Source organism: Saccharothrix isguenensis (assembly GCF_052936305.1).
In genome coordinates this window covers 5737146-5763735 of sequence record NZ_CP193626.1, presented here as the reverse complement: position 1 = coordinate 5763735, position 26590 = coordinate 5737146, and the positions used below count along the sequence as shown (strand labels likewise).

At 72.1% G+C, this 26590-nt stretch carries 32 protein-coding genes; 13 read left to right on the top strand and 19 right to left on the bottom strand.

Features of this window, described 5'->3' with window-relative positions; genetic code table 11:
- Positions 1 to 23: 23 nt before the first annotated feature.
- The 3 genes from ACRAKI_RS25440 to ACRAKI_RS25430 are packed head-to-tail and all read right to left on the bottom strand — an operon-like array spanning position 24 to position 1880.
- Positions 24 to 950, bottom strand: a complete 927-nt coding sequence (locus ACRAKI_RS25440; protein WP_447003035.1) for an anti-sigma factor RsbA family regulatory protein — start codon at positions 948 to 950, stop codon at positions 24 to 26.
- Positions 951 to 992: 42 nt separating this feature from the next.
- The gene (locus ACRAKI_RS25435) at positions 993 to 1499 is read right to left on the bottom strand and encodes a GNAT family N-acetyltransferase (protein WP_447003034.1); all 507 of its coding nucleotides are present in this window, start codon (positions 1497 to 1499) and stop codon (positions 993 to 995) included.
- A 9-nt stretch (positions 1500 to 1508) separates the two neighbouring features.
- The gene (locus tag ACRAKI_RS25430; protein WP_447003033.1) at positions 1509 to 1880 is read right to left on the bottom strand and encodes a hypothetical protein; all 372 of its coding nucleotides are present in this window, start codon (positions 1878 to 1880) and stop codon (positions 1509 to 1511) included.
- A 51-nt stretch (positions 1881 to 1931) separates the two neighbouring features.
- On the opposite strand from ACRAKI_RS25430, the gene ACRAKI_RS25425 reads away from it, so the two are divergent.
- Complete coding sequence (locus ACRAKI_RS25425) at positions 1932 to 2120, top strand: hypothetical protein (RefSeq protein WP_447003032.1); 189 nt, start codon at positions 1932 to 1934, stop codon at positions 2118 to 2120.
- A 74-nt stretch (positions 2121 to 2194) separates the two neighbouring features.
- Here ACRAKI_RS25425 and ACRAKI_RS25420 read toward each other — a convergent pair whose 3' ends face one another.
- Positions 2195 to 2992: an SDR family NAD(P)-dependent oxidoreductase gene (locus ACRAKI_RS25420; protein WP_447003031.1), complete on the bottom strand. Its 798-nt coding sequence runs from the start codon at positions 2990 to 2992 to the stop codon at positions 2195 to 2197.
- 99 nt (positions 2993 to 3091) lie between these two features.
- Here ACRAKI_RS25420 and ACRAKI_RS25415 point away from each other — a divergent pair, with 99 nt between their 5' ends.
- The 4 genes from ACRAKI_RS25415 to ACRAKI_RS25400 all read left to right on the top strand — a co-directional run bounded on the left by ACRAKI_RS25415 (position 3092) and on the right by ACRAKI_RS25400 (position 7019).
- On the top strand, positions 3092 to 4072 hold the full coding sequence (locus ACRAKI_RS25415; protein ID WP_447003030.1) for a Ppx/GppA phosphatase family protein: 981 nt from the start codon (positions 3092 to 3094) through the stop codon (positions 4070 to 4072).
- Positions 4047 to 4916 carry an STAS domain-containing protein gene (locus tag ACRAKI_RS25410; protein WP_447003029.1) on the top strand — a complete coding sequence of 290 codons (870 nt, stop codon included), beginning with the start codon at positions 4047 to 4049 and terminating at the stop codon, positions 4914 to 4916. The genes ACRAKI_RS25415 and ACRAKI_RS25410 overlap by 26 nt, the downstream gene beginning before the upstream one ends.
- Positions 4917 to 4921: 5 nt before the next feature.
- Positions 4922 to 5362, top strand: coding sequence for a DUF4383 domain-containing protein (locus tag ACRAKI_RS25405; RefSeq protein WP_447003028.1), 441 nt, complete (start codon positions 4922 to 4924; stop codon positions 5360 to 5362).
- Between the two features lie 106 nt (positions 5363 to 5468).
- On the top strand, positions 5469 to 7019 hold the full coding sequence (locus tag ACRAKI_RS25400; RefSeq protein ID WP_447003027.1) for a S8 family serine peptidase: 1551 nt from the start codon (positions 5469 to 5471) through the stop codon (positions 7017 to 7019).
- 12 nt (positions 7020 to 7031) lie between these two features.
- On the opposite strand, the gene ACRAKI_RS25395 is transcribed toward ACRAKI_RS25400, so the two are convergent.
- Together ACRAKI_RS25395 and ACRAKI_RS25390 are read right to left on the bottom strand one after the other, a co-directional pair.
- On the bottom strand, positions 7032 to 7394 hold the full coding sequence (locus ACRAKI_RS25395) for a DUF2203 domain-containing protein (RefSeq protein ID WP_447003026.1): 363 nt from the start codon (positions 7392 to 7394) through the stop codon (positions 7032 to 7034).
- Between the two features lie 86 nt (positions 7395 to 7480).
- Positions 7481 to 8635 (bottom strand): glycoside hydrolase family 6 protein, encoded by a 1155-nt coding sequence (locus ACRAKI_RS25390; RefSeq protein WP_447003025.1) that lies wholly within the window; start codon positions 8633 to 8635, stop codon positions 7481 to 7483.
- A gap of 230 nt (positions 8636 to 8865) precedes the next feature.
- Between ACRAKI_RS25390 and ACRAKI_RS25385 the strand changes: the two genes are divergently transcribed.
- Complete coding sequence (locus ACRAKI_RS25385) at positions 8866 to 9294, top strand: hypothetical protein (RefSeq protein ID WP_447003024.1); 429 nt, start codon at positions 8866 to 8868, stop codon at positions 9292 to 9294.
- Between the two features lie 39 nt (positions 9295 to 9333).
- On the opposite strand, the gene ACRAKI_RS25380 is transcribed toward ACRAKI_RS25385, so the two are convergent.
- Positions 9334 to 10368, bottom strand: coding sequence for a LacI family DNA-binding transcriptional regulator (locus ACRAKI_RS25380; RefSeq protein ID WP_447003023.1), 1035 nt, complete (start codon positions 10366 to 10368; stop codon positions 9334 to 9336).
- 126 nt (positions 10369 to 10494) lie between these two features.
- A complete protein-coding gene (locus tag ACRAKI_RS25375) occupies positions 10495 to 11340 on the bottom strand; it encodes a hypothetical protein (protein WP_447003022.1) in 846 nt (281 codons plus the stop codon).
- A 147-nt stretch (positions 11341 to 11487) separates the two neighbouring features.
- Here ACRAKI_RS25375 and ACRAKI_RS25370 point away from each other — a divergent pair, with 147 nt between their 5' ends.
- Positions 11488 to 12702: a glycosyltransferase family 4 protein gene (locus tag ACRAKI_RS25370; RefSeq protein WP_447003021.1), complete on the top strand. Its 1215-nt coding sequence runs from the start codon at positions 11488 to 11490 to the stop codon at positions 12700 to 12702.
- Positions 12699 to 14819: an amylo-alpha-1,6-glucosidase gene (locus ACRAKI_RS25365; RefSeq protein ID WP_447003020.1), complete on the top strand. Its 2121-nt coding sequence runs from the start codon at positions 12699 to 12701 to the stop codon at positions 14817 to 14819. Before ACRAKI_RS25370 ends, ACRAKI_RS25365 begins: the two co-directional genes overlap by 4 nt.
- Here the strand turns inward: ACRAKI_RS25365 and ACRAKI_RS25360 are convergent.
- Positions 14799 to 15263: a MerR family transcriptional regulator gene (locus ACRAKI_RS25360; protein ID WP_447003019.1), complete on the bottom strand. Its 465-nt coding sequence runs from the start codon at positions 15261 to 15263 to the stop codon at positions 14799 to 14801. The genes ACRAKI_RS25365 and ACRAKI_RS25360 overlap by 21 nt on opposite strands.
- Before the next feature lie 596 nt (positions 15264 to 15859).
- Here ACRAKI_RS25360 and ACRAKI_RS25355 point away from each other — a divergent pair.
- Positions 15860 to 16129, top strand: coding sequence for a hypothetical protein (locus ACRAKI_RS25355; protein ID WP_447003018.1), 270 nt, complete (start codon positions 15860 to 15862; stop codon positions 16127 to 16129).
- 89 nt (positions 16130 to 16218) lie between these two features.
- Here the strand turns inward: ACRAKI_RS25355 and ACRAKI_RS25350 are convergent, their stop codons facing one another.
- The 4 genes from ACRAKI_RS25350 to ACRAKI_RS25335 form a co-directional block, all read right to left on the bottom strand.
- Positions 16219 to 17025, bottom strand: coding sequence for an alpha/beta hydrolase (locus tag ACRAKI_RS25350; RefSeq protein WP_447003017.1), 807 nt, complete (start codon positions 17023 to 17025; stop codon positions 16219 to 16221).
- Between the two features lie 107 nt (positions 17026 to 17132).
- The gene (locus tag ACRAKI_RS25345) at positions 17133 to 17333 is read right to left on the bottom strand and encodes a hypothetical protein (protein ID WP_447003016.1); all 201 of its coding nucleotides are present in this window, start codon (positions 17331 to 17333) and stop codon (positions 17133 to 17135) included.
- Positions 17330 to 18691 carry an ATP-binding protein gene (locus ACRAKI_RS25340; RefSeq protein WP_447003015.1) on the bottom strand — a complete coding sequence of 454 codons (1362 nt, stop codon included), beginning with the start codon at positions 18689 to 18691 and terminating at the stop codon, positions 17330 to 17332. Before ACRAKI_RS25340 ends, ACRAKI_RS25345 begins: the two co-directional genes overlap by 4 nt.
- Complete coding sequence (locus ACRAKI_RS25335; RefSeq protein WP_447003014.1) at positions 18691 to 19368, bottom strand: response regulator; 678 nt, start codon at positions 19366 to 19368, stop codon at positions 18691 to 18693. The genes ACRAKI_RS25340 and ACRAKI_RS25335 overlap by 1 nt, the downstream gene beginning before the upstream one ends.
- A gap of 247 nt (positions 19369 to 19615) precedes the next feature.
- On the opposite strand from ACRAKI_RS25335, the gene ACRAKI_RS25330 reads away from it, so the two are divergent.
- Positions 19616 to 19807: a hypothetical protein gene (locus tag ACRAKI_RS25330; RefSeq protein WP_447003013.1), complete on the top strand. Its 192-nt coding sequence runs from the start codon at positions 19616 to 19618 to the stop codon at positions 19805 to 19807.
- A gap of 59 nt (positions 19808 to 19866) precedes the next feature.
- Here the strand turns inward: ACRAKI_RS25330 and ACRAKI_RS25325 are convergent, their stop codons facing one another.
- The 6 genes from ACRAKI_RS25325 to ectA form a co-directional block, all read right to left on the bottom strand.
- Positions 19867 to 20148, bottom strand: coding sequence for a hypothetical protein (locus ACRAKI_RS25325; RefSeq protein ID WP_447003012.1), 282 nt, complete (start codon positions 20146 to 20148; stop codon positions 19867 to 19869).
- A 94-nt stretch (positions 20149 to 20242) separates the two neighbouring features.
- Positions 20243 to 20734 (bottom strand): MarR family winged helix-turn-helix transcriptional regulator, encoded by a 492-nt coding sequence (locus tag ACRAKI_RS25320; protein ID WP_447003011.1) that lies wholly within the window; start codon positions 20732 to 20734, stop codon positions 20243 to 20245.
- Between the two features lie 141 nt (positions 20735 to 20875).
- Complete coding sequence (gene thpD / locus ACRAKI_RS25315; protein WP_447003010.1) at positions 20876 to 21778, bottom strand: ectoine hydroxylase; 903 nt, start codon at positions 21776 to 21778, stop codon at positions 20876 to 20878.
- A complete protein-coding gene (locus ACRAKI_RS25310; RefSeq protein WP_447003009.1) occupies positions 21775 to 22248 on the bottom strand; it encodes an ectoine synthase in 474 nt (157 codons plus the stop codon). The genes thpD and ACRAKI_RS25310 overlap by 4 nt, the downstream gene beginning before the upstream one ends.
- A gap of 13 nt (positions 22249 to 22261) precedes the next feature.
- Entirely contained in the window at positions 22262 to 23509 is a 1248-nt protein-coding gene (gene ectB, locus ACRAKI_RS25305; protein WP_447003008.1) for a diaminobutyrate--2-oxoglutarate transaminase, read from the bottom strand.
- Between the two features lies 1 nt (position 23510).
- Positions 23511 to 24059 (bottom strand): diaminobutyrate acetyltransferase, encoded by a 549-nt coding sequence (gene ectA, locus ACRAKI_RS25300; RefSeq protein WP_447003007.1) that lies wholly within the window; start codon positions 24057 to 24059, stop codon positions 23511 to 23513.
- Between the two features lie 285 nt (positions 24060 to 24344).
- Here ectA and ehuB point away from each other — a divergent pair, with 285 nt between their 5' ends.
- From ehuB to ehuD, 3 genes are read left to right on the top strand one after another with little or no spacing between them, the layout of a single operon-like run.
- Positions 24345 to 25226 carry an ectoine/hydroxyectoine ABC transporter substrate-binding protein EhuB gene (ehuB, locus tag ACRAKI_RS25295; protein WP_447003006.1) on the top strand — a complete coding sequence of 294 codons (882 nt, stop codon included), beginning with the start codon at positions 24345 to 24347 and terminating at the stop codon, positions 25224 to 25226.
- 16 nt (positions 25227 to 25242) lie between these two features.
- Entirely contained in the window at positions 25243 to 25926 is a 684-nt protein-coding gene (gene ehuC, locus ACRAKI_RS25290) for an ectoine/hydroxyectoine ABC transporter permease subunit EhuC (RefSeq protein WP_447003005.1), read from the top strand.
- Positions 25923 to 26582 carry an ectoine/hydroxyectoine ABC transporter permease subunit EhuD gene (gene ehuD, locus ACRAKI_RS25285; RefSeq protein WP_447003004.1) on the top strand — a complete coding sequence of 220 codons (660 nt, stop codon included), beginning with the start codon at positions 25923 to 25925 and terminating at the stop codon, positions 26580 to 26582. Before ehuC ends, ehuD begins: the two co-directional genes overlap by 4 nt.
- Positions 26583 to 26590 lie beyond the last annotated feature (8 nt).

Here is a 26590-nt window from a genome sequence, read left to right as displayed (position 1 = left end):
GGTTCGCCGCGACAGATCGGGGTTCAGCCGACGTAGATGCGGATCGTCGTGCCGTTCTCACGGGTGTGCACGCGGACGAGATCGCACAGGAGGTTCACGAGCACCACGCCGTACCCGCCGTGCGCGCTCACGCCGGGGTTGCGCCTGCCGACCATGAGGTTCGGGATCCGGCCCGCGTCACGCACCTCGCACACCACCGCGCCGCCCTCGCGCCACAGGAACAGCGTCCCGAAGCCGCCCGCGTGCACCACGCTGTTGGTGGTCAGCTCGTTCACCGCCAGCACCAGGTCCTCGACCTGGTCGGCGGACAGGCCCGCATCGGTGGCGAACCCGGCCACCAGGCGTCGGGTCGTGCTCAGCGCGTCGAGGTCGAACCGGCGGGTCAGGGCGTCCGGCGGCGGTGGCGGCAGCGGCCGGTTGAACTCCTCGGCGATCAGGTACGGCTCGCGGTAGTTGGCGCTCGGCCGGCGGTGCTCGCCCTCGACCATGATCGGGTGCGTGGCCTCCGCGTCGCGCACCGCCTCCGGCGTCAGGTTCGCCGTGTCGTACGGGCACAGGATCCAGGCCGGGCGGTCCTCGAACGCGGTGTTGATCAGCGCCTCGTGCTGCACGCACGCCGGGTACTCCAGCTCGGTGCGGTCCGGCCACGTCGGCTCGTCGATGATCCGCACCCGGCCGTTGGCCGCTGCCTCGGTCGCGTGGTTCGTGAACGTGGACAGCACGCCGGGGATGATGCGCCCCGGGTTGCGCCCGGCGCGCCTCATGTCCAGGAACTCGACCCGGTCGGCCTGCCCGCCCAACGCGCCGCGCAGCAGGTCGATGCCGTGTTGCGGCACCGCGACGAGCACCGGCTCCCCGGCGGCCAGGCCGTCGCGCACGAACGGCAGCGTTCCCGCGAGGTACTGCTCGTCATCGCGGTAGAGCAGCGCCTCGTGCACGAAGTCGACCACCGGGGGAACCTCCGAACGGTTGCTGGCAGGAGGCCTGCCCGTTCAGTATCGCGCCCAAACGCCACCGCCGAGCGGCCTGCGGAGGCAAACACGCGTCGACGGGTCGAGTCCGCGCGCGGTTTCGGCCTCGACGACCGCCCGCAGACCGGGAAAGAGCTCCGCCATCTCGTGGAATCCCAGCCGGTGGTAGTACGGGCCGTTCCACGGGATGTCGCGGAAGGTGGTCAAGGTCAACGCGTCGAGGCCCCGCACCGATGCCCACTGCCCGACGTGGTCCAGCAGCGCCGCGCCGATGCCGCGCCGGGCGTGGTCGGGGTGCACGCTGATCTGCTCGACGTGGGCCGCGCCGTCCACCACCTCGACCGCGACCCAGGCCACCGGGTGCGGATCGGCGGCCACCCAGACGTTCAGATGCGCCAAGGTCTCCAGCGGCATCGGGTCGTCGTCGGCGATCTCCGGCATGCCGAAGTCGCGGAACGGCTCGCCGGAAGCGCGTTCGATCTCGGGCAGCAGGGGCAGTTCCTCGGGCCGTGCGGGGCGGATGTCCACGCCAAATGGTCAACCGGCGGTGAGGTTCTGCTCAACCTCATTCGCGAGCGCTTCGAGGAACCGCGCCGGGAGGTGCTCGTCCGGGCAGCCGTCCACCTCGAGTTCCGCGACGCTGCCGCCCACCCCCGCCAGGGACACGTGCAGACAACCCCGGCAGCCGTGGTCCGCCAGCGGTTCCCAGGTGAGGAGGAGCCGGTCGTAGTCGGCGGCCAGCTGGACCTGCATCTGCTCCTGGTGCCGGCGGAGGATCAGCACGTCGTCCGTTCGGCCGACGACCTGGTACGGGGCCGGGAGCCACGATGCGAGGCGCACCGGGTCGGCGGCTGCGTTGAAGACGAGGTCGGGCAGGGCCGGTACATCGCGTCTGACGTGGATGGTCACGGCGTGACGGTTACCCCGTTCGAGCGCGCGCACACCGGGTAACCGGCGGTCATGACGACAATCGAGGAACCGCCAGAGGAGCCCGTCGGCGACCCGGTCGGCCCGGTCAGCCCGGACGACCTTGTCGACCAGGACGACCCGATCGACCCGGACGAGGTCGCGGAGGAGGCGCCCGTCGACCCCACCCCGCAGGAAGTGGACGAGTACCGGCACCTGATCGGCGACGACCCGAACGGGTGAGCAGGGGCAGGACCGGGGGGCGCGAGCGCCGTTGCGCGGGCCGGTCGGTGCGGGTCGGTCGGGTGGGCGCGCGGCTACTCGGCTGAGCCCGGCTCGGTCATGGTGCGCATCGCCCGTGCCTTCAGCGGGTCGGGGAGGACGCGTCCGGCGACGGCTTGCGCCTTGTTGCGCAGCGACGCGGCCACCACGTGGTCGGCACCGGCCATCATCGCCTTGAAACCGGCCCGTGCGACGTCCGCCGGGTCGTCCTTCGGCCCCGTCGCCACCTTCGTGTCCGTCATGCCCGCCCGGCGGAAGAAGTCCGTGTCCGTCGGGCCCGGCATCAACGCCGTCACCGTCACCCCGCTGTCCCGCAACTCCTCCCGCAACGCCTGCGAGAACGACGCCACGAACGCCTTCGACGCCGCGTACACCGAGTGGAACGGTCCGGGCGCGGTCGCCGCCACCGACGAGGTGAACAGCACCCGCCCGACGCCCCGGTCCACCATCGCCGGAACCAGTCGCTTCGCCAGGTGCACCGCCGACCCGATGTTCAGGTGCACCACCCGCAGGTGCGAGCGCAGGTCGCTGTCGTCCACGAAGTCACCGCCGACGCCGACGCCGGCGTTGATCGCCAACGCGCTCACCGGCCGCCCGAAACCCTCGACCACCGCGGCCAGGTCCTCGTTGCCCTCGAAGGTCGCCAGGTCCGCGCGCACCGGGTCCACCCGCGCGCCCCCCTCGGCCAACTCCCGCGCCACGTCCTCGACCAGGTTGTTCTCCGCCGCCACGACCAGGTCGAACCCGTGTTCGACGAGCACCTTCGCCAGTTCCAAGCCGATCCCGCTCGACGCGCCGGTCACCACCGCCAGCGGCCTCTCCGCAGCACTCATGGCCGTCGACTACCCCCAGTCGGATCACCCAATCCGGTTTCACCCGATGTGTTCGTGGGTACTCCCCGGTACCTCACAAGCAGCGGTTGGCGGTGACGTATGTCCGGACGGCCTGGCCAGGTCGGTGTGCTCGACGTGGGCTGCTTCAGCGCCCACCTCGTCGTCGTGTCGGGCTCCCCGCTGCACCCGGTCGTCTCGCACAAGACCCGGCTCCGGCTCGACCGCACCCTGGACCAGGACAACCGAATCCGCCCGGAAGGCGTCGACCAGGTTGTGGCCGCTGTCCGCACCGCACACCGCATCGCCGAACGGGCCGGCGTCGCGGAGGTCGTCCCGTTCGCCACGTCCGTCATCCGCGACGCCGCCAACGCCGACCACGTGATCAGCGAGGTCGCCCGCCGCACCGGCACGCTGCTGCGCGTGCTGCCAGGCTGGGAGGAGGCGTGCCTCGCCTACATGGCCGCGCGGCACTGGTTCGGCTGGCACGTCGGTCCGCTGCTGGTGCTCGACGTCGGCGGCGGTACGGTCGAACTCGCGGCCGGTGACGACGTGGAGCCGTCGTTGGCCCTTTCGCTGCCGTTGGGCGCTCGGACGTTGACCCGGAGGCTCGCCCTGGACCGGGCGGCGGCACGGAACGACCGCGCCCACCGCGCCCACCGCGACCACCGCGGCCTGGAGCAGGAGCAGGTCCTGGTGCACGACCGGGTGGTGGCCGCGCTGGGGGGCGAGAGCGTCGCGGGCCACCGGGCCGTGGGCTGCTCGAAGGTGTTCCAGCAGCTGGCGCGACTGGCCGGCGCGCGACCGCAGCAGGACGGGCCGTTCGTGCGGCGCACGCTGAGGCTCTGCGACCTGCGCGGCTGGATACCGAAGCTGGCCCGGATGCCGGCGCCGAGGCGGGCGCGGTTGCCCGGCATCTCGCGGCACCGCGCCGAGCAGTCGCTCGCCGGCGCCCTGGTCGCGGAGGCGTTGATGGTGGCGACCGGTCAGGACGAGGTGGAGATATGTCCCTGGTCCACCAGAGAGGGCCTGCTGCTCACCCTGATCAGGGCGGGCGATGACGAGTACTGCCGGGTGGCGTGAAGGGATCGGGATGCTGGCGCTGTCGGTCGAGGCCCACCGGACGGGGTGTGCGGTGGTCGTGGCGACCGGGGAGTTGGACCTGGCGGGTGCGCGCCGGGTGCTGGACCGGATGGACCGGTTGGTGACCGAGGGGCGGGACCGGATCGTGCTCGACATGTCGGGGGTGTCGTTCTGCGGCGCCCAGGCGATGAGCGCGTTGGTCCGGACCAGGGCACGGGCCCAGCGGTCGGGGGGCTGGCTGCGGTTGGCCGCCGTGCCGTCGCACGTGCGACGGGTGTTCGAGCGGACGGACCTGGACCGCTTGTTCCCGCGCTACCCGGACGTGGCGGCGGCGGCGACCGGACGTGCCGTGCCCAGCGGTGGTGCGGGTGGTGGGGCAGCGGCGGCCGGCGGTGGCGGACGTGCGGCGTCGGCAGGTGGCCCGCGTGCGGCGTCGGCAGGTGGCGGGCGGGTGGCTTCGGTCGCCGGTCGGCGTGCGGTGTCGAGGGGCGGGCGGGCGGTGTCCGGCGGTGACGGCGTCGCGTCGAGGGCCGGGGATGGGCGTGCGGAGGCAGCGCGCTCGCATGTGGCGGCGGCTCGTGGAAGAAGGGCGTCCGGCGGGGATGGGCTGGTGGCGGCGGGTGACGGGCTTGCCGCGTCTCCGGACGGCGGGCACGGGGTGGACGGCGGCGAAGGGGTTGCCGCGTCGGCGGCTGTGCGGGGTGCCGCGTCGACCGGCGGCGGGCTGGGCGGGGTGGACGGGTCGGCACGCGACCGGCTTGCCGTCGCGGACGGTGAGGGGCGGGCTGTTTCGAGCGACGAGCGACGGGTAGTCGAGCGGAAACCACCGTCTCAGGCGAGGTGATCCGCATGGCTACGACAACGCGTCTGCCGCATCCGGTCCGAGGGGCGGCGATGGCCGTCGCGGTCGTTTTCCTCTTGGTCGGCGTGCTCGGGTTCATCCCGGGCGTGACCTCGAACCTCGATCAAATCACGTTCGCCGGCCCGGAGTCGGGCGCGCACCTGCTCGGCGTGTTCCACGTGTCGGTGCTGCACAACGTGGTGCACCTGCTGTTCGGCATCGTGGGCCTGGTGATGGCGCGCAGCGCGCCGAGCGCCAGGGCCTACCTCGTCGGCGGCGGCGTGGTGTACCTGCTGCTGTGGCTCTACGGGCTCATCGTGGACGAGGACAGCGCGGCGAACTTCGTGCCGGTCAACAACGCCGACGACTGGCTGCACCTCGGTCTCGGCCTCGGCATGATCGCGCTGGGCCTGGCGCTCAAGGGCAACCCGAACGCCCGTAGCGCCTGACCTCCGTTGATCCCCCTATCCAGTGATAGCCCCCGGCGCATGATCCGTCGGGGGCAGGGTAGTCGGTGGTCGTCACGAGCCCGTCGAGGTCCGGAGGCGACCGCCGATGCCGCACGACCCCTCTACCCGCCGACGGGCCGCCGTCTGCCTGGCCATCGCAATCCTGCTGGCCGGTGCCACACACGCCGCCGCGCGTCCGGCCGGGGGCGTGATCCTCGGCGCGAATGACGTGGACGCCGTGCCCGGCAGCTACATCGTCGTGCTGCGCGACACGAACCCGCAGCAGACCGCGAGCCTGGCCACCGCACTGGTCGGCCAGTACGGCGGCCAGATCAAGCTCACCTACACCGCGGCACTGAGCGGTTTCTCGGCCGCGATGACCGAGGCGCAGGCGAGCGCGCTGGCCGCCGACCCGTCGGTCGAGTACGTGGAGCAGGACGGCATCGCGTACGCCACCGACACCCAGACCGACCCCACCTGGGGCCTGGACCGGGTCGACCAGAAGGCCCTGCCGCTCGACTCCAAGTACACCTACGCCACCACCGCGTCCGACGTCACCGCGTACGTCATCGACACCGGCATCCACAAGGCGCACCCCGACTTCGGCGGCCGTGCCGTGGACGGCTACGACTTCATCGGCAACGACAAGGAGACGGAGGACTGCAACGGTCATGGCACGCACGTCGCGGGCACGATCGGCTCCACCACCTACGGCGTGGCCAAGGGCGTGAAGCTGGTCGGCGTCCGGGTGCTCGACTGCAAGGGCTCCGGCCAGTGGTCGCAGGTCATCGGCGGCGTGGACTGGGTGGTGCAGAACGCGGTCCGGCCCGCGGTGGCCAACATGAGCCTCGGCGGCCGGGCGCAGTCCTCCCTGGACAGCGCGGTCCGGAAGGCCGTCGGGGCCGGCATCACATTCGCCGTGGCCTCGGGCAACGACAGCCGCGACGCGTGCGACACCTCTCCCGCCCGCACCCCCGAGGCGATCACGGTCAACGCCACCGACAAGTCGGGCAGCCGGTCCTCGTTCTCCAACTACGGCACGTGCACCGACATCTTCGCACCGGGCTCGGACATCACTTCCACCTGGAACGACGGCGGCACCCGCACCATCGACGGCACCTCGATGGCCGCTCCGCACGTCGCCGGCGCGGCGGCCCTGTACTTGTCCGGCTCCGCCGCGTCCGCACCGGCCGACGTGGCGAAGGCGTTGACCGAGAACGCCACCGCCGGTGCGGTGAAGGATCCCGGCGCGGACTCGCCGGACAGGTTGCTGTACACGGGTTTCATCGGTGGTGACGCGCCGGCCCCGTGCACGGGCGGCTCCAACGCGGACGACGTGCCGATCCCGGACGGAGGTCCGGCGGTGACGTCGAGCATCGTGCTGTCCGACTGCGACGGCAAGGGCAGTGCTTCGACCGCGGTGCAGGTGGACATCGTGCACCCGTACAGCGGCGATCTGGCGGTGGGACTGGTGGCTCCAAGCGGCGCGGTGTTCATGCTGCGGGAGCTCGGCGGTGTCAGTTCACCGGACGGCATCCACGAGAAGTTCACCGTCGACACGTCAGCGGAGACCAGGAACGGCACGTGGAGGTTGCACGTCAAGGACGTCCACGCGAACGACGCCGGTCACATCGACAGCTGGAGCATCACCTTCTAGTGCCGGTGCTCGTCAGGCCAGCGGACGGCGGCCGGCGAAGCCGATGTCGGCGCGGTGGTACCAGTCGAGGCCTTCGTCGCCTTCCAGCCAGCACAGCAGGACGGGCACACCGTCCAGTTCGGACGGGAAGTCGACCAGGAGGGGAGCGAAGCCCTTCAGCTCGGCGCCGGTCTGCTGCACCGCGGTCATGAGGTCGTCCAGCCGGGCCTGTGCGGCTTTCAGCTCCGGCAGTCCGCCGAGGTCGGTCGGCCGTCCGCCTTCCCGCAGCGACGCGGCGAGTTCGGCGGCGTCGGCCCGGATCGCGATGATCTCGGCCAGCACGGGCAGCAGCTCGACCAACTCCGCTCGTGCCTCGGGCACGCTGAACAACGTCACTCCCAGCCGCCGTGGACTCCCGGACCCGCACAGGCTAACCCGGGGGTGGGGCCGCCCGGATGGTCAGGCGGCCCCACCCCCGGTGATCACTTCAGCGGCGGGGAGGCCAGCTTCGCCAGCTCCAGCGCCTGCTCGGGCCACCAGCGACCCGCGGCAGGCCCACCCTGGCACTCGCCGTCCGACTCACCGGGGCGCTTCGTCCACACGAACGCGTCCACCAGCGGGATGCCGGTGTTGGCGGTGGGACGTGCGCCCAGGCCGCGGCCCGGCGGGTTGCACCAGTCGGTCTCGTCGGCGCCAGGCGTGTAGTGGCCCTGGCCGTTGCGGCTGGTGTCCAGCACGAAGTGGGTCATCTTCGGCTTGTGCACGTCCATGGCGTCCAACTCGGACTCGGCCGGGCAGGTCGCCGCACCCTGCTGCGTGCGCAGGTAGATGCACTTGGAGACGCGCGTGCCGTAGCGGACCAGGTCCTCGGTGAAGCGGTAGTTCGACGTGTTCAGCGCGAACCCGTCCGCCCGCGTGACGCCGCCCTGCAGCAGGCGGTTGACGATGCCCAACTGCTGGCGCGGCTCGCCGTAGCCCGCGTCGTAGTCGTTGAGCGCCTGCCACGCGGAGTGCCCGGCGTCGAGGTAGACGCGGGTGTGCTTGCCGCGCTTGAGCGCGTCCACGGCGTGGTTGATCTCGCGGAAGCGCTGTGGCACCAGCTCCTCGTCCGGGCCGATCGCGCACCACGGCTCGCTGGTCATCAGCACCAAGCCGTCCGGTTCGACCACCACGACGGCCTTCTCGTCACCGATGCCGGTGGCGAAGGCGTCGATCCACTCCTTGTACTCCTGCTCGCTGCGCGCGCCGCCCGCCGACCACTGCGAGCAGTCCCGGTAGGGCACGAAGTACGCGACCAGCACGGGCACCTGGTCCTTGGCGCGCGCGGCCCGCACGACGTTCCGCACGTCCTCCCGGACCTTGTCCGCACCCGCGGTGGTGAACCAGATCGCGGTCGGCTGGGCGGCCATCGCCTCCATCAGCTCGGCGTCCGCGACCCGGCCCTCCTGCCGCCACTGCGCGGCCTGGCGCGCGGCGCTGGTGTCCGGCTCGACGTAGAACGACGTGCCCTTGGGCAGGTGTGGCGGCCCGGCCGCGTCCGCGGTCTGCGCCATCGCGCCGACCGCGCCGGCCAACGCACACGCGACGGTCGCGGCCAGGGCCAGCCCGACGCGTCGTCGTCTCGCTCCGATTTCCACTCGACTGCTCCTCACGTAGCGCCACTGGGAGCGCTCCCATATCGAGGCGTCAGCATGCGTGCTGATGAGCTGGATCACAACCCCCCACCGCGCGTGGGGACATCGATTCGCAATGAGGTCGTTACCTGCGTCCCGCATGGTTGCGCCACCACTCGGCCGCCTTTCCGCACCGGGCGACGAGGAGAATCGGCCGCGCGTCCGGGGGTAGCCAACCCGGGAAGGAGGACGACATGACGAAGCAACAAAGCACCCCGAAGCCGGGCCCGCCGCGCAAGCGGGACGCGGGCGGTGGCATCCGGACCGGTGAGGACACGTCGAAGAGCCTGAAGTACTCGCAGGAGATCACGTCTCCGGCCGACGAGCCGGAACGTCCCGGCCGCAGCCTCGCCACCACCAGCCACGAGGTCATCCGGCAGTGGGCCGAGGCGCGCGACGCCACCCCGGCGACGGTCGAGGGCACCGAGCACGGCGACCACCTCGGCGTGCTGAGGTTCGACTTCCCCGGCTACGGCGGCGACAGCCTGCGCGAGGTCGACTGGGACGAGTGGTTCAAGACGTTCGACGAGCGCCGGCTGAACTTCATCTACCAGGAGGAACGCTCGGACGGCAGGCAGAGCAACTTCTTCCGGCTGGAGAACCCGGACCGCGAGGACGCCTGACCGCCGGAACGCTTGAGCTGCCCGAACGCCGTGACCGGGTCAGGCGCTGCCGCCTCGCACGAGCTCCGTCGGCACCAGCAGCCCGGGGTCGTCGTTCGGCCCGCCCTCGACCTGGCGCAGGCAGCGGGCGACCAGTTCCCGGCTGATGCGCTCCACCGGGATCCGGGCGCACGTGAGGGTCGGCTCGCTCAACAGTCCCACCGCGCCGCCGTCGAAACCGGTGACCGCGACGTCCGAGCCGACCTTCAGCCCCAGCGAGTGCGCCACGTTCACCACCACCGCGCCGACGGAGTCACTGCCGGTGGCGATGGCGCTCGGCGGGTTCTTGCCGGTCAGCAGCCGCCGCGCCCGCCGCCGGATCGCCGCGTCCGTGCCCCGGAACACCGCCGCCTTGGGCAGCCGCAGCCCGTGACGTGCGAGGCCCGCCGTGAAGCCGTCCAGGCGCTCGGTCTTCCAGTACTCGTCGCCGTCCGCACCCAGGTACGCGAACCGCCGGTGGCCCTCCGTGACCAGCAGGTCCACCAGCGGCTGCATGCCGGCCACGTTGTCGACGTCCACCCACTGCTGCGGCAGGTCCGGCGCGAGGCGGCCGAAGCAGGCGAACGGCAGGCCGCTGTCGGCCAGGAGCCGGGCGCGCGGGTCGTCGATCCGGGACTCCGACAGGATCACCGCGTCCACCGTGCGCCGGGCGACCAGGTCCTTGAACACGCCGAGGGGGTCGTCCCGGTGGTGGGTGAACACCAGCACCTGGTTGTCGATGTCGGACGCCGCCTTCACCAGCGCCTGCAGGAAGTGCAGCGTGAAGCCCTGCATGGTTTCCAGCTGCTCGCCGAAGATGTGGTAGCCGATCTGCATGGTCCGCCGCGAGCGCATCGTCTGCGCGGCCCGGTTCGGCTGGTAGCCCAGTGACCGCATGGCCGCCGTGACCCGCTCGAACGTCGTCTCCGAGTAGTACGAGTCGCGCCCGTTGAGGACGTTGGAGACGGTCTGCCGGGACACGCCCGCCGCCGCGGCCACGTCCACGATGCTGATCCGCCGCGCCTCGGCCTTGAGTCCCTGTCCGTCTCCTCGCACTCGCCCATGATTGACCGACCGTGACGACAGGGACACATTGAACGGTCAATGTCGCCGATCCACCGGCCGTCGAACCAGCCGACCGGCTCGTGCACCTCCGGGCCGGGGTGCCGGCTCTTCCCCGGCTCAGCCCACCGGTTCCGGTTCGGTGCGCTGGGCCGGGATGTCGTCCAACGGTGTGTGCAGCAACGGGTCGGCCTCGGCCAGCAGTTGCCGGGCGTTGCGGAGGCCGGCGGCGATGTGGTCGCGGCGGGAGCGCAGCTCGTCCACGCGGCGCAGTCCTTCTGCCATGATGCGCTGGGCGTGTTCGGTCGCCTCACGCACCACCTGCTCGGCCCGCGCCCGAGCGGCGGCCTCCTCCGCCGCGATCGCCGCCGCGGCCTCGGCCCGCCGGGCGCTCATGGCCAGCTCGAAGTCCACCCGGACCTCCTCCCGCAGCGCCGCCGCCCGCTCGTCCAGCTCACGCCGCCGCCGCTCGGCCTGCCGGGTCTCCGCCGCGATCCGCTCACCGGCCCGCCGCATCAGCTCCCGGTGCTCGGCCTCCGCCTCCCGCCGACGGGCGTCGAGCGACTCGACCAGCCAGTCGGACCGCTCGCGCAACCGCGTCGCGGCGCGTTCCGCGGTGGCCCAGTGGTGCTCGGCGACGGCCTGCGCCCGGGTGGTGATCTCGGCGGCCTCCTCGTGCGCGAGCTCCACCATCCGCCGCAGGCGTTCGGTGAGCGCACCGGGGTCGATCGGCGTCCGGCTGATCCGGTCCACGCGGGCGCGCAGGTCGCGGATCTCGGACCGCGCCGCCTCCAGTTGACGGGCGAGGTCGTCCGCCCGCGCCACGGCAGCGTCGCGGTCGACCGCGATCATCCGCAGCTCGGCCTCGGCGCCCTCGACGTAGTGCCGCACCTGGCCTTTGTCGTAGCCGCGCCACACCACGTCGAAGTCGGCCCGCAAAGGCACCAGATCCCCCTCAACCGCCATCACCGCAAGATCCTCTCATCATGGGGCCGGTCCGTGATCGGCGTCATGTTCGCTCTGGCGGATATTGCGCTCCACCCGTGATCTTTGTTAGCACTCTATGGCGAAGAGTGCCAACAGTGGTCTGCTCGCCAGGTCGAGGAGGTCGTCTTGAGCAGCCTGCCGTCCACCGTCACGTCGCCACGCCACTCCGCCCGCGCCGACCGGTTGCGCGTCGCACTCGTGGCACCGCCGTACTTCGACGTCCCACCCAAGGCCTACGGCGGCGTCGAAGCCGTCGTGGCCGACCTCGCCGACGCCCTCGTCGCCCGCGGCCACTCGGTGACGCTGCTGGGCGCGGGCGAACCCGGCACCACGGCGCGCTTCGTCCCCGTCTGGGACCGCACCGTCCCCGAACGCCTCGGCGAGCCGTTCCCCGAGGTCGTCCACGCCGCCGCCGTCCGCCGCGAGATCGAGGAGCTGGCCGCGTCCGAAGGGCTGGACGTCGTCCACGACCACACCCTCGCCGGCCCCCTCAACGCCCCCGCGTACGCCGCGATGGGACTGCCGACCGTCGTCACCGTCCACGGCCCGGTCGACACCGACATGCGCCGCTACTACCGCGAACTCGGCGACGACGTGGGCCTGGTCGCGATCAGCGACCGGCAGCGCCAACTGGCGCCCGAGCTGAACTGGGTCGGCACCGTCCACAACGCGTTGCGCCTGCGCGACTGGCCGTTCCGCCCGCACAAGGAGGACTACGCGCTGTTCCTCGGCCGCTTCCACCCCGAGAAGGCGCCGCACCTGGCGCTGGAGGCGGCCCACGCGGCCGGTGTGCCGCTCGTCCTCGCGGGCAAGTGCGCCGAGCCGATCGAGAAGGAGTACTTCGAGCGCGAGGTCCGTCCCCGGCTGACCGAGCACGACCACGTCTTCGGCGTCGCCGACGCCACCGAGAAGCGCAAGCTGCTCGCCGCCGCGCGCTGCCTGCTGTTCCCGATCCGCTGGGAGGAGCCGTTCGGCATGGTGATGATCGAGGCGATGGCCTGCGGCACGCCGGTGGTGGCGTTGCGCGCGGGCGCGGTGCCGGAGGTGGTGGTGGACGGCGTCACCGGGCTGGTCCGCGACGAGCCGGAGGAGCTGGTGGCCGCCCTGCACGACGTGCGCGCGCTGGACCCGGCCGCCTGCCGGGCGCACGTCGCAGCGCACTTCGACGTCGACGGCCTCGGCGCGGGCTACGAAGCCGCCTACCGCGAGGTGGTCGCCCCGGACGGCTCGCTCACCGCGCTGCGCCGCGACTACGCGGCGTTGGACTCCGCGCTCGACCGCGTCTATGAACGCAATGTGGATGAAGGACCCGCCCTGCACCCCTCGGGAGACCGCCCGTGACCGCAGACCTGCCGCCGGAGCCCTTCAACGCGGGCGAGCCGGCGTTCACCGGTGCCGTGGGCGGCACGACGACGCTGGTCGAGGGCAGCACGTTCTGCCTGTCCGGCAGCACCGGCGACATCGAGCCCGGCACGCCGCACGGCCTGTTCTTCCGCGACGCGCGGGTGTTGTCGCGCTGGGAACTGCGGCTGGACGGCCGCACCCCGCACCCGCTGTCCGTATCGCACCCCGAAGCTTTCGCTGGGCGGTTCGTGCTGCGCCGCCCGCCCGCCGCCGGCACCGCCGACAGCACCCTGCTCCTGGTGCGCGAACGACTGGTCGGCGACGGGATGCGGGAGACGATCACCGTCGACAACCTGGGCCGCGAGGCCACCGCCGTGCGGCTGGAACTGCACGTGGACGCCGACTTCGCGGACCTGTTCGCGGTCAAGGAGGGGCGGGCCGTGCACGGCGGGTCCGACGCCCTGGCCGCCGGACCGGAACTGCTGCTGCGCGACCGCAAGGACGGTTCGCGCGGCGTGTCGATCACCGCCACCGCGGAGCCCGTGGTGGTGCCCGGCGCGTTGAGCTGGCAGGTCGTGGTGCCCGCGGGCGGGCGGTGGTCCACCGAGGTCGTCGTGCAGCCGACCGTGGGCGGACGGGCGGTCAAACCCCAGTTCGACCGGGGCGAGCGGATCGAGAGCAGCGGTCCGGCGCGCAAGATGCGGGCGTGGCGCGCGGCCAGCACGCTCGTCACCGCGACCGACCCGGTGCTCACGGGAGTGCTGCGCCGCACGGAAAGCGACCTCGGCGCGCTCCTCATCCACGACCCGGCGCGGGACGGCCGGCCGTTCGTCGCCGCGGGCGCGCCGTGGTTCATGACCCTGTTCGGCCGGGACAGCCTGCTGACCGCGTGGATGGCGCTGCCGCTGGACGTCGGGCTGGCGCTGGGCACGTTGCAGACCCTCGCCGAGACCCAGGGCACGGCGGTCGACCCGCTGACCGAGGAGGAGCCGGGCCGGATCCTGCACGAGCTGCGCCTCGGCCCGGACAGCACGAGCGTGCTGGGCGGCAACCACTACTACGGCACGGTCGACGCCACGCCGCTGTTCGTGATGCTCCTGGCCGAGTGCTGGCGGTGGGGCGCGGACGAGGACGTGGTGCGCTCGTTGCTGCCCGCCGCCGACGCCGCGCTGGCGTGGGTCGACCGGTACGGCGACCGTGACGGCGACGGGTTCGTGGAGTACCGCCGCGCCACCGACCGAGGTCTGGCGAACCAGGGCTGGAAGGACAGCTTCGACGGCGTCAACGACCTCTCCGGTCGCCCGGCCATCCCGTCGATCGCGCTGTGCGAGGTCCAGGGCTACGTGTACGCGGCGTGGCTGGCGCGGGCCGAGTTGGCGGAGGGGTTCGGCGACGAGGCCACCGCGGCACGTCTGCGCGAGCGTGCGGCGGACCTGCGGCAGCGGTTCGCCGAGGCGTTCTGGCTGCCCGACCGCGGCTGGTACGCCGTGGCGCTCGACGGGCGCAAGGACCGGGTGGACGCGTTGACCAGCAACACCGCCCACTGCCTGTGGACCGGCATCGCGACCGATGAGCACGCCGCCGTGCTGATCCGGCGGTTGGCCGAGCCCGACATGGACAGCGGGCACGGCCTGCGCACGCTCGCCTCGTCCATGGGCGCGTACAACCCGATGAGCTACCACAACGGGTCGGTGTGGCCGCACGACACGGCCATCGCGGTGGCCGGGCTGCTCCGCTACGCCCACCTGCCCGGCGCCGTGGACCTCGCGCACCGGCTGGCGGACGGCCTGCTCGACGCCGCGGCGGCGTTCGGGGGACGGCTGCCGGAGCTGTTCTGCGGCTTCTCCCGGGACGACTTCCACCCGCCCGTGCCGTACCCGACGTCCTGCTCGCCGCAGGCGTGGGCCAGCGCCTCACCGCTGCTGCTGGTCCGGGCGTTCCTCGGCCTGGAGCCGCACGTGCCGCGTCGGACCCTGTCCACCAAGCCGCACCTGCCCGCGCGGTGGGGCGAGCTGACGCTGTCCGAACTGAAGCTGGGCGCCGAGACCGCGCAGATCAGCGCTCGCGGGGAGGAGGTCTCGGTGTCCGGGCTGTCAGGCGACTGGACCACCTGACACGTCCTCGGTCCGACCCGGCAGCTCGATCCGGTCGATGGGCTGGTCGTGGTCGGTGAGCTCGGCTCGGTCCGCGTTCGTGGTCCGGTCCGCGAGCCGGTTGCGCAGGTCGGCGATCTCCGCGTTGGCGGCGGCCAGCGTGTCCTCCAGTTCGAGGATGCGCGTGGTCGCCGCCAGCGAATGGCCCTGGTCGAACAGCGCCCGGATGCGCTGGACGAGCTGGAGCTGCCTGCGGCTGTAGCGGCGGTGGCCGGCACCCGAGCGGTGCGGGCGGACCAGGTCGGCGGTGTCCAGGCTGCGCAGGAACGCCTGCCGCACGCCGAGCAGGTCGGCTGCCTGTCCGATCGTGTAAGCCGGGAAGTCGACGTCATCGAGTTCGTCCAGGGCCACGACGGACAGCTCCTCCCGCAGGCGGGTGACCTGCCCTTCGCAACGTAGCCACATCAAGCACTTGACACAACCTACAGTGTCGACTACAAAAAAGGTGTATCGGTCAGTGACCTGGTGAACGTGGCCTGGGAGTGATCGACGTGTTCGGCAGCAGTTGCGTCAGCAGTCGCGTCCGCGAGGACGGGCAGGTCGGCTTCGCCGACTTGGTCCTGGCGGACCAGGGCTGGCTGGATGCCGAGTTCGCCGCCATCGTCAGCGCGAACTTCGGCGCTGCCTCCACGCCGCTGCCCTGGTCGACCCGGCGGGGACCGTCGGAAGGACGTCGCGGCCCCGACCGGTCCGCCGGACCGCCGGCCCGTCCCGCGCACCTCAGAGCCCACCGGGTCGATCCGTGCGAGCGGTCTCCTCCGCTGCGCCGGATCGACGGTGGACTGTTCGTTGCTCGTTCGTCCGGAACCGAGGGAGAGGTGACCCGATGAGGGGATCCGGCTCGTTCGGCGAGGTGGCTCGCCCCACCGCTACCCGGGTGCCGTGAGCGGATGGCCCGGCCCGGCGTCTCGTGACGCGCGCAGGCGAGCACCACGAGCGGCATCCCCCGATGGTGTGTGAACCCGTCTCTGAACGTCGTATCCGTCGGCCCGCTGCGACCCTTGTTCGCAGCGGGCCTCGTCCTGCCCGCAGCCGCTGTGGAGGTCATCGTGATGAGCATGGAGAAGCCGATGAACGACGTGGCCGACCAACTGCGCACCGTCGAGCCCGAGGTCGATGCGGGCCTCGTGGACGAGGAGGCGTCGGTCGGCCGGGCCGACCCCGCTCCCGAGCCGCTGGAGCCGGCCGAAGCCGACCCGGCGGACGTCGCCGACCAGCGCCGCGCCGTGCCGCTGCCCGACGACGTGCCCGCGCCGGACGAGCGCTGGTAGCGGAGGCGGGTCGGGTGCGATGCGGGCGAGCAGCCGGTCGGCGGCCGACCGGCACCCGGCCGGCGCGCCGGTAGCCCGGTCGCCGCCGGTCACGGCGGCGCCAGGTCGGTGATCGCGCCGACCACCGCCGGCCCGTCCAGCAGCACGCGGTCGTTGTGGTCGGCCCCTGGCACCTCGACGGTCCGGGCGCCCGCCGCCGTCGCCACCGCCCGGCTCTGCTCCGCCGGGATGATCGAGTCGGACGTGCCGTGGACGACGGTGACGGGCGCCTCGACCCGGGCCACGTGCTCGGCGGTCGTGAACTCGTCCAGCAACAGCCACCGCACCGGCAGGAACGGGTAGTGCAGCGAGCCGACCGACGCCAGGTCGGTGAACGGCGACCGCAGCACCAGCCCGGCCGGCGGGTGCTCGGTGGCGAGTTCCGCGACGACCGCCGAACCCAGGCTCTCGCCGAAGTACAGCACCCGCTCGGGCGGCACACCGGCGTCGCCCACCAGGAACTCGCGCGCCGCGCGGACGTCCAGCGCCAGCCCGGCCTCCGTGGGGTCGCCGGGGTTGCCGCCGTACCCCCGGTAGTCGAGCAGCAGCACCGACAGGCCGCGCGCGGTGAGCGCGCGGGCGAGCGGGACGCGCAGCCGCCGGTTCCCCGCGTTGCCCGGCGCGACCAGCACGGTGGCGCGCGCCGAGTCGACGGGGAAGTACCAGGCCGACAACCGCAGGCCGTCCGAGGTGGTCAGGGTGACGTCCCGTCCACCACCCAGCACCTCGGCCGCGCCCGGCAGCGGCCCACCGGACGGCAGGTAGATGAGCTTGCGCTGGAACGCGAACACGCCACCGAACACCACGGCCACGATGGTGACGACCACCGCCGCCACCGACAACACCCGCCTGCGCATCTCCCCATCATCCGGCCGGGGTGCGGCGCGGGCGGACCAGGGCCGGCGAGCCGGCGCCGGATCTCTGCCGGGGTTCGGCTCCCGGGCGGGGGCGAGCCGCGCCGCGCCTACGTGGTCGGCGTAGCGGCGGTGGTGGTGGACGGGGTGACGGGGGAGGAGGGCGTGGTCGGGTCCGGGCGCTGGGTGAGCGTCGGCGTCGGCAAGGGGTTCGCGGTGGACGTGACCAGTGGCTGTGGGTCGTCCTGGGTGGTCACGCCGCACGCGGTGAGGAAGGCCAGGGCCGCTACGAGGAGGGCGGCGGTCCTCATTGGTCCGCCTCGGGGATCTCGATCACGAAGCGGGCGCCGCCACCGGGGCGGTCTTCCACCCGCACGGTGCCGCCGTGCCGCTGGACGTGCTGCGCGACCAGGGCCAGGCCCAGGCCGCTGCCGGTGTCCGCGCCCCGGCTGCCGGCCCGCGCACCCCGGTCGAAACGGTCGAAGATGCGGTCGCGCAGCTCGGGCGGGACACCCGGACCGGCGTCGTCCACCTCGATCCGCGCCTGCCCGTCACGGCTGAACACGGCCACCCGCACCACCCCGCCCGCGTGCCGCTCGGCGTTGTCGAGCAGGTTGCTGACCGCCCGGTCCAGCCGTCGCCGGTCGCCGAGCACCTGCGGCGGCGGCTCCTCGGCGTGCACCGGCGCCTGGTCGCCCGGCCGGGCCGCGACGACGTTGCGCACCAGCGAGACCAGGTCGATCGTCTCCAGCGTGGGGTCCTCGGCCTGCTGGTCGGCCCGCGAGATCTCCAACAGGTCCACCACCATCCGCGCGAACCGGTCCACTTCGGACGTCAGCAGGTCGAGCGCCCGCCCCGCCGTGCCGGGCACCTCGACGCGCCGGCGGCGCAGCACCTCGGCGGCGTTGACCATGGTGGTCAGCGGTGACCGCAGCTCGTGGCTCACGTCGCCGGCGAACCGCGCGTCACGCCGCACCCGCTGCTCCAACGCGTCGGCCGTCGAGTTGAACGTGGCCGCCAGCGGGGTCAGGTCGGGGTCGGTCTGGGCCGGCAGTCGCGCACCCAGGTCACCGCCCGCGATCCGCGACGCGGCCTTCGTCAGCTCGCTCAGCGGCCGCAGCGCCCGTCTGCTCGCCCAGGAACCCAGCACCACGCCCAGCAGGCCGCTGATCACGGTCACCGCCACCAGCAGGCCGCTGAGGAACCGGAACGTGCGGTCCAGCTGCACGAGCGGCGCCAGCTCGACGTAGGCGCCGTCGGTCGACTCGATCGGCAGCGTCACCGCCAGCACCGGGATGCCGTCCACGACGAGCCGCTGCGACGCGGGCGTCCCCTCCCGCCCCAGGTCGACCAGCCGACGGGGCAGCACCTGCGCGTCCACCTGACGCCCGCTGGTGAGCACCTGCCCGCCGTGGAACAGCAGGACGGTGGAGTCGGGGCCGGTGGTGAGGCCGGTCAGCAGCTCGTTCAGCCCGTCCGAGTCGGTGCGCAGCGCCTCGGCGACCAGCCGCACGTTGACTTCGGCCTGCCGCACCGCGCTCTGCTCGCGCTGGCGCAGCATGTAGCCGGACGTGAGGTTCCAGATCGCCACCGCGACGGCGCTGGTCAGCAGCACCGACCCGAGTCCGAGGGCCAGCGCGACGCGCCACCGCAGCGAGAACCGACCCATCAGACGTCCATCCGGTAGCCCGCCCCGCGCACGGTCACCACCAGCGTCGGATCGTCGGGGTTCTCCTCCACCTTGCGGCGCAGCCGGCGGATGTGCACGTCGAGCAGCCGGGTGTCGCCGAAGTAGTCGTAGCCCCACACGCGTTGCAGGAGCTGCTCGCGGGTGACGATCCGGCCGCCGGCCGACGCCAGCTCCACCAGGAGCCGGAACTCCGTGCGGGTCACGTGCACCTCGCTGCCGGCCCGGTGCACCGTGCCCACGTCGGGCCGGATCTCCAGCTGGCCGATCCGGATCACCTCGTCCTGCCGCCCGCCGCCACGCCGCCGCAGCAGCGCCCTGATCCGGGCCGCCAGCACGCTCGCCACCAGCGGTTTGGTCACGTAGTCGTCCGCGCCCGCCTCCAGCCCGGCGATCACGTCGGAGGCGTCGGCGCGCGCGGTCACGATGATGATCGGCAGGTCGCCGCGCGCCCGCAGCAGGCGGCACACCTCCAGTCCGTCCACACCGGGCAGCATCAGGTCCAGCAGCACCACGTCGAACGTGGTCGTGTCCAGCAGGGCGAGCGCTTCCTCGCCGGACACCGCGTCGTGGACGGCGAAGCCCTCGTCGTCGAGCGCCAGTCCCAGCGCCTGCCGGATGTGCTCGTCGTCCTCGACCAGCAGCACAGAGAATTCCATCTACCCCGATCCTCACCTTCGGTCGGCCCCAGACTGTCGCACGGGGACAGGCCTCGCCGCGATCGCAAGCCGATCGCAAGGTTCACCGCGGCGGTTCTCCACCAAGGTGGTACGAGGCTCCCGAGCAATCACTGGGTGCACAACCAGGTGTCGGCCGCAAAGACGCGGCCGACACCTGCCCACCGCCGACAGGACAGAGCGCCCGACGAGATGTGGAGCGCCCGATGAGGAAGTCGATACCGGCACCGTGACCGCCATTCCCGGCGACCATGACGAATCCGCTCTCGTCCTCGTCTGCGACCACTGCGGACGCACCCACAACCGCGTCGACCAGGTCGTCCACGACTGGCGATTACTCTGGGAGCAGGCGTTCGAGGCGGGGTGGCGAGGCCTCGACCGCGCGGTCGGGCCCCACTACTGCTTCCGCTGCGCCGACTGAACCGTCCCGCTGCGACCACGTCGATCGCCCCCGACCGCCCCCGACCGCCCGCTCGCCGGTCAGAGCTGGGGGTAGACCCCGAAGTGGAACCGGCCGTCGTCGTCGGTGCGCACGTCCAGGACCTTGTCCGCCAGCACTTCCGCCGCCTGCGGCTCCAGGAACACCCGTGCGCCGTCCTCGGAGGTCACGACCTCGTCGTCACCGCCGGGCCGCGCCGTGATGGACAGGTCGAACCGCAGGTCCGGCGTCCGCGCGATCCGCAGCCCGCCTCTCGGCGCCACGCCCGCGGCGTCGGTGAGCTTCCTGATGGCGCTGGTCGCGGTGTCGTCGATGTCCAGCAACGGTCGTCCTCCCGGTGCACGACGTGCGGTCACACCGAGAGTAGGACGGTCGGGTGCGCCCGACGACGGGCCGCGCCGCACCGCAAGGAGAACGTCAGGCCAGCGTGCCCAGCGGCGTCCAGTCGTCCGGCACGACCGGCTCCCCGCCCGCGTCCGCGAACGCCACCAGCGCGTCGACCAGCCCCGCCCTCGTCTCCGCCGGCATCCGGGACACGATCTTGCGGATCTCGGCCCGCCGCCGGCGGGTGGCGGTCTGCACCACCCGCTTGCCCTCGGCGGACAGGCCGAGCACGAGCTCGCGTCTGGACGTGGGGCTGGCCTGCCGGACCACCAGGCCGCCCGCGGCGAGCCGGTCCACCATCCGGGTGGCGGTGGACGGGTTGACCGACAGGTGCTCGGCCAGCGACGTCAGCTTGACCGGGCCACGGCTGTCGAGGACGACGAGCATCCGGAACTGGGCCAGCGTGATCGACTCGTCCACCGCGGCGATCGACCGGGCCGACACGGCGACCAGGAGCCGTGACGCGGTGAGCACCGCGTCGGTGAGCGCGTCGACGTCGCCGCTGGAGACCTTGGCCCGATTCATGGGGAAGTTGTACCTCACCCGGCGGGCGCCCGAAGTGTGGTCGACTCGCGGTGCCGAAGCCCCGCGAGTCGCGCCACCATCATCGCGCAACGGACGCCCGCCGTACCTGACGAAAAGCTGACGAACAGTTGACGAGTCGGATCAGCCCAGCGGCGTGAAGTCGCGCGAGGCGACGAAGTCCGGCCGCGGGCGGTTCGCCGCGAACGGCTCCACCAGTGCGTTCTCCACGCTGTTGAACACCAGGAAGATGTTCGACCGCGGGAACGGCGTGATGTTGCTGCCCGACCCGTGCATGCTGTTGGAGTCGAACATGAGCGCCGACCCGGCCGGTCCGGTGAACTGCTCGATGCCGTGCGCGTCGGCCAGCGCGGTGATGTTCGCCCGGCTCGGCACGCCGATCTCCTGCTCCTTCAACGACTCCCGGTAGTGGTCGTCCGGTGTCGCGCCCGCGCAGGGCACGAACGTCCGGTGCGCGCCGGGCATCAGCATCAGACCGCCGTTGAACGGGTAGTTGTCGGTGAGCGCGATCGACGCGCTGACCGCCCGCATCAGCGGCATGCCGTCCTCGGCGTGCCACGTCTCGAAGTCCGAGTGCCAGTAGAAGCCCTTGCCGGTGAAGCCCGGCATGAAGTTCACCCGGCTCTGGTGCACGTAGACCTCGGAGCCGAGGATCTGGCGGGCCCGGTCGAGCAGCCTGGGGTCGGCGGCCAGCCGCGCGACCAGATCGCTGATCCGGTGCACCTCGAAGATCGAGCGCACGTCGTCGGACTGCTTCTCCACGATGGTGCGCTCGTCGGCCCGCACGACCGGGTCGTTGCGCAACCGGTCGACCTCGGCCCGGAACACGTCGACCTCGTCCGGCGTCAGCAGGCCCTCGACGGTGAGGAAGCCCTTGGCGTCGTACGAGGACGCGGTCTCGGCGTCGAGCGGGCCGGAGGCCGCACCGTTCCACAGCACGGGCTCGGTCCGGCTGATCGGCGCGGACTCGCCCGGGGTGCGGGTCGGGTACCGGTCCGCGGTCGTGGTGGCGGTGGTCGCGGTCATACGCGGGTCTCCTCGTCGGACGGCCGGCCGGCGGCGTCCTCGTTCGGGCCGTTGTCCAGGCCGTCTTCCAGGTCTTCCAGGTCTTCCAGGCGGATCAGCGGGTACGCGCCGGTCTCGTCGTGCACCTCGCGCCCGGTCACCGGCGGGTTGAACACGCAGATCGCGCGGATGTCGGTCACCGGCCGCACCTGGTGCCGCTCGTGCCCGTCGAGCAGGTAGAGCGTGCCCGGCCGCAGCGGGTGGACCTCGCCGGTCTCCTGGTCGACCAGCTCGCCGTGGCCTTCCACGCACAGCACGGCCTCGACGTGGTTGGCGTACCAGAAGTCGTTGACGGTGCCCGCTTTCAGGACCGTCTCGTGCATCGAGAACCCAACCCGGTCACCGGCCAGGATGATGCGCTTGCTGCGCCAGTTGGGGGTGACGACATCGCGGTCCGTGCCGTCGAGGTCGTGCAGGGAACGAACGATCATGGTGCCTCTCCTGTCAGGCGGGGGCGCACTCGCGCACGGCCTCGGTGAACAGGGCCAGGCCCCGGTCCAGCTCCTCGTCGGTGACGGTCAGCGGCGGCATCAGCTTGACCACCTCGTCCTCCGGTCCCGACGTCTCCACCAGCAGCCCGCGCCGGAACGCCGCCGCGGCCACCCGGCCCGCCAGCCCCGGCTCCTCGAACGACATGCCGCGGGCCAGTCCGCGGCCCTTCGCCCGGGTGCCGGGCACGGTCGCGCAGAGGTCGAGGAGCACGCGTTCGACCTGCTCGCCCTTGGCCAGCGTGCTCTTCTCCAGCCGGTCGTCGGTCCAGTACGTGCGCAGCGCCGCCGTGGCCGTCACGAACGCCGGGTTGTGGCCCCGGAACGTGCCGTTGTGCTCGCCCGGCTCCCACACGTCCAGGTCCCGGCGCACGAGCGTGAGCGCCATCGGCATCCCGTACCCGCCGATGGACTTGGACAGGCAGACGATGTCCGGCTTGATCCCGGCCGCCTCGAAGCTGAAGAACGGGCCGGTGCGACCGCAGCCCATCTGCACGTCGTCCACGATCAGCAGGATCCCGTGCTCGCGGCACAGCGCGGAGAGCCCGGCGAGCCACTCGAACCGGGCCGCGTTGATGCCGCCCTCGCCCTGCACGGTCTCCACGATCACGGCGGCGGGCGCGTTGAGGCCGCTGCTCGCGTCGCCGAGCAGCCGCTCGAAGTACAGGAAGTCGGGGTACTGGCCCTCGAAGTAGTTGTCGTAGGGCATCGGCGTGGCGTGCACGAGGGGGATGCCCGCGCCGCCGCGCTTCATCGAGTCGCCGGTCACGGACAGCGCGCCCAGCGTCATGCCGTGGAACGCGTTGGTGAAGTTCACGACGGACTCGCGCCCGGTGACCTTGCGCGCCAGCTTGAGCGCGGCCTCGACGGCGTTCGTGCCGGTCGGGCCGGGGAACTGGACCTTGTAGTCCAGGCCGCGGGGCTGGAGCACGACCTCGTCGAACGTCTCCAGGAACTCGCGTTTGGCGGCCGTGTGCATGTCCAGCGAATGCGTGATCCGGTCCTCGGACAGGTACTCGACCAGCGCTTTCTTCAGGACCGGGTTGTTGTGCCCGTAGTTGAGCGCGCCCGCGCCCGCGAAGAAGTCCAGGTAACCCCGGCCGTCCTCGTCGTACAGGTGTGCGCCGACCGCGCGGTCGAACACGACAGGCCAGCTGCGGCAGTAGCTGCGGACCTCGGATTCGAGGCTGGCGAAGATGCTCACGTCACTCCAAGTTTTCGGGTGCGGTGGGGGCCGGGACGGGCCACGGGCCCAGCCGGTGCAGTTCCTCGGCTTCGTGCCCGTCGGGGAACAGGTCGGCGGTGAACAGCGGCTCGACGGTGTGCCGGACGTCGTGGTCCCGCGCCAGCGCGCTGAACAACCGGATCGACGCCTCGTTGGTCGCGGTGACCGTCGTTTCGAGGAACCGCGCGCCACGGCCGACCAGGTCGTCGAGCATGGCGCGCGCGACGCCGCGGCCACGGTGCCGCGCGTCCACGCCGACCTGCCAGACGAACAGGGTGTCCGGCGCGTCCGGGCGGGTGTAGCCGCTGACGAAGCCGACCACCTCGCCGTCGTGCCGGGCGACCACCGAGGTGGCCGCGAAGTCCCTGGCCCACAGCAGGTAGGCGTACGAGGAGTTGACGTCGAGCACCCCGGTGTCCCGGGCCAGTCGCCAGAGCGCGCCCCCGTCCACCGGGTTCGGCCGCCCGACCTGGAGCCGTGGCCCCGGGCCGACCTCGGCCGCGCTGTGTTTCGTCGGTTTGGCGAACATGCTGCTGGAACGTAACAGCCGCTCGGAAAAGGTGAACGGGTCTTGTGACAGCTGTCACGAAACCGCAAGGTTCACCGTCTATTGTGGATTTTTGCGCTGTGCAACAAGATGATTTCTCCTGTTGTGCAACGAGAATGGCGGGGATCGTTCCTCACGCGACGCCGTGCCGTGTTGACGCTCCGGGTGGCCTGTCTCTAGGGTCGCCAACGTCCACCCCGCCCCTCCCGGTGTGGTGGGCCGTCCTGTCGTCGAAGTTGGGAATCCCGCTTCGTGTCCACTCCACAGTTGTCCCGTCGCCTGTTCATGCTGGCCGGCCTGGGCGCCGGGCTCACCGTGACGGGGTGCAGCACCGTCGACCTGTCCGCCGAGCGTGACGGGGGCAACCTGCTGGAACGCCTGCGCGCGACCGGCGAGGTCAGGATGGGTTTCGCCAACGAAGCCCCCTACGGCTACGTCGACAGCGACGGCGAGCTGACCGGCGAGGCGCCGGAGGTCGCCAAGGCGGTCTTCCGCCGGCTGGGCGTGCCCGGCTTCGTGCCCGCGCTGTCCGACTTCGGCGCGTTGATCCCGGGCCTGCGCGCCGGGCTGTTCGACGTCATCGCCGCCGGCATGTTCATCACGCCGCCCCGGTGCGAGCAGATCCTGTTCTCCGACCCGGACTACAACGCGCCCGAAGCGATCCTGGTGCGCAGCGAGGACGTCGGGCGGTACCGCACGCTGGAGGACTTCGCCAGCGACGGCACCGCGCGCCTCGGCCTGCTCCTGGGCAGCTTCGAGGTCGAGATCGCCGCCGGGTACGGGGTGCCCGAGGACCGGACGGTCACGTTCGCCACCCAGGCGGGTGGCATCGACGGGCTGCTGGCGGGTCGCGCGGACGGGTTCCTGCTCACCGCGATCTCGCTGCGCGACGCGATGGCCCGCAGGCCGGACGCGGCGGTGGAGCTGACCGAGCCGTTCGTGCCGGTGCTGGACGGCGTCGAGCAGTACGGCGCGGGCGGGTTCGGCTTCCGCCCGGACCAGCGGCGGCTGCGCGACGCGTTCAACGCCGAGCTGACCGTGCTCAAGCAGAGCGGTGAGCTGCTGGAGATCGTCCGACCGTTCGGGTTCACCGAGTCCGAGATGACCGACCTCACCGCGGACCGGCTCTGCCGGGCCGACCGGGCCTGAGGGGAAGGGTCACCCCATGTCCACAGGTCTGTGGCTGCGGCTGCTCGACGGGCTGGTCGTCACCCTGGAACTGACCGTGTTCGGCGCGGCGATCGGCCTGGTGTTCGCGTTCGCCGCCGGGCTCGCCCGGCTGTCGCCGAACCGGCTGCTGCGCGGCGTCGCCATGGCGTACACCGAGGGGTTCCGCGGGCTGCCCGCGCTGGTCGTGCTGTTCTGGCTGGTGTTCGCCCTGCCTGGCCTCGGCCTCCAGCTGGAGCCGCTGTTCGCCGGGGTGCTCGCGCTGTCGCTCAACATCGGCGCGTACGGCGCGGAGGTCGTCCGCGGCGCGGTCGTCTCGGTGCCGACCGCGCAGCTGGAGGCGGCCACCGCGCTCAACTTCACGCCGTGGCAGCGGATGCGGCTCGTGGTGCTGCCGCAGGCGCTCGTGGCGATGGTTCCGCCTTTCGGGAACCTGCTGGTCGAGCTGCTGAAGGCGACCGCGCTGGTGTCGCTGGTGTACCTCCAGGACCTCACGTTCCAGGGTCAGATCGTGCGGGCCGCGACCGGTGACACCGCGGCCACGTTCGCCGGCCTGCTCGCCGGTTACGGCGTGATCGCCCTGGTGCTCACCCGGCTGATGAAGCTGGTCGAACGGCGGGCCGCGGCGTCGCTGGGCCGCACCACCCACACCGGGCCGCGGGCCGTCGAGGGGGCACGATGACGTTCGACTGGCAGGCCGCGTGGGACGCGGTGCCGGCACTGCTGCGCGGTCTGGTGATCGCGCTCCAGGCCGCCGCGCTCGGCTACGTGATCGCGTTGGTGCTCGGGTTGGCGTTCGCGCTCCTGCGGCGCAGCGGGCAACCGTGGATCAGGCTGCCGGTGGCGTTCTTCGTGGAGTTCATCCGCTCCACGCCGCTGCTGGTGCAGCTGTTCTTCCTGTTCTTCGTCCTGCCCACGGTCGGCATCGAGCTGTCCGCGATGGCGACCGGCGCGATCGGCCTCGGCGTGCACTACGCCACCTACACCTCGGAGGTGTACCGGGCGGGGATCGACGGTGTGCCCGCCGGGCAGTGGGAGGCGGCGAAGGCGCTCAGCCTGCCCCGCGGCCGCACGTGGACCAGGGTCGTCCTGCCGCAGGCCGTGCCGCGGGTGGTGCCCGCGCTGGGCAACTACGCCATCGCGCTGTTCAAGGACACCCCCCAGCTCACCGTCATCACCATCGCCGAAGTGCTCAGCGTGGTGAAGGCGGTCGGCTCGCAGAACTTCCAGTACCTGGAACTGATCACCGTCGCCGGGCTGCTGTACCTGATCACCGCCCTCGTCATCGCGTGGCCGGTGCGGGTCCTGGAACGCCGGTACCGAAGGGAAATCGCATGACCGCGGAG

Coding starts and splice junctions, on each gene's coding strand:
- ACRAKI_RS25425 (WP_447003032.1), top strand. CDS start 1,932: ATGACGACAATCGAGGAACCGCCAGAGGAGCCCGTCGGCGACCCGGTC.
- ACRAKI_RS25420 (WP_447003031.1), bottom strand. CDS start 2,992: ATGAGTGCTGCGGAGAGGCCGCTGGCGGTGGTGACCGGCGCGTCGAGC.
- ACRAKI_RS25415 (WP_447003030.1), top strand. CDS start 3,092: ATGTCCGGACGGCCTGGCCAGGTCGGTGTGCTCGACGTGGGCTGCTTC.
- ACRAKI_RS25410 (WP_447003029.1), top strand. CDS start 4,047: ATGACGAGTACTGCCGGGTGGCGTGAAGGGATCGGGATGCTGGCGCTG.
- ACRAKI_RS25405 (WP_447003028.1), top strand. CDS start 4,922: ATGGCTACGACAACGCGTCTGCCGCATCCGGTCCGAGGGGCGGCGATG.
- ACRAKI_RS25400 (WP_447003027.1), top strand. CDS start 5,469: ATGCCGCACGACCCCTCTACCCGCCGACGGGCCGCCGTCTGCCTGGCC.
- ACRAKI_RS25385 (WP_447003024.1), top strand. CDS start 8,866: ATGACGAAGCAACAAAGCACCCCGAAGCCGGGCCCGCCGCGCAAGCGG.
- ACRAKI_RS25375 (WP_447003022.1), bottom strand. CDS start 11,340: ATGGCGGTTGAGGGGGATCTGGTGCCTTTGCGGGCCGACTTCGACGTG.
- ACRAKI_RS25360 (WP_447003019.1), bottom strand. CDS start 15,263: ATGTGGCTACGTTGCGAAGGGCAGGTCACCCGCCTGCGGGAGGAGCTG.
- ACRAKI_RS25350 (WP_447003017.1), bottom strand. CDS start 17,025: ATGCGCAGGCGGGTGTTGTCGGTGGCGGCGGTGGTCGTCACCATCGTG.
- ACRAKI_RS25345 (WP_447003016.1), bottom strand. CDS start 17,333: ATGAGGACCGCCGCCCTCCTCGTAGCGGCCCTGGCCTTCCTCACCGCG.
- ACRAKI_RS25340 (WP_447003015.1), bottom strand. CDS start 18,691: ATGGGTCGGTTCTCGCTGCGGTGGCGCGTCGCGCTGGCCCTCGGACTC.
- ACRAKI_RS25335 (WP_447003014.1), bottom strand. CDS start 19,368: ATGGAATTCTCTGTGCTGCTGGTCGAGGACGACGAGCACATCCGGCAG.
- ACRAKI_RS25320 (WP_447003011.1), bottom strand. CDS start 20,734: ATGAATCGGGCCAAGGTCTCCAGCGGCGACGTCGACGCGCTCACCGAC.
- thpD (WP_447003010.1), bottom strand. CDS start 21,778: ATGACCGCGACCACCGCCACCACGACCGCGGACCGGTACCCGACCCGC.
- ACRAKI_RS25310 (WP_447003009.1), bottom strand. CDS start 22,248: ATGATCGTTCGTTCCCTGCACGACCTCGACGGCACGGACCGCGATGTC.
- ectA (WP_447003007.1), bottom strand. CDS start 24,059: ATGTTCGCCAAACCGACGAAACACAGCGCGGCCGAGGTCGGCCCGGGG.
- ehuC (WP_447003005.1), top strand. CDS start 25,243: ATGTCCACAGGTCTGTGGCTGCGGCTGCTCGACGGGCTGGTCGTCACC.
- ehuD (WP_447003004.1), top strand. CDS start 25,923: ATGACGTTCGACTGGCAGGCCGCGTGGGACGCGGTGCCGGCACTGCTG.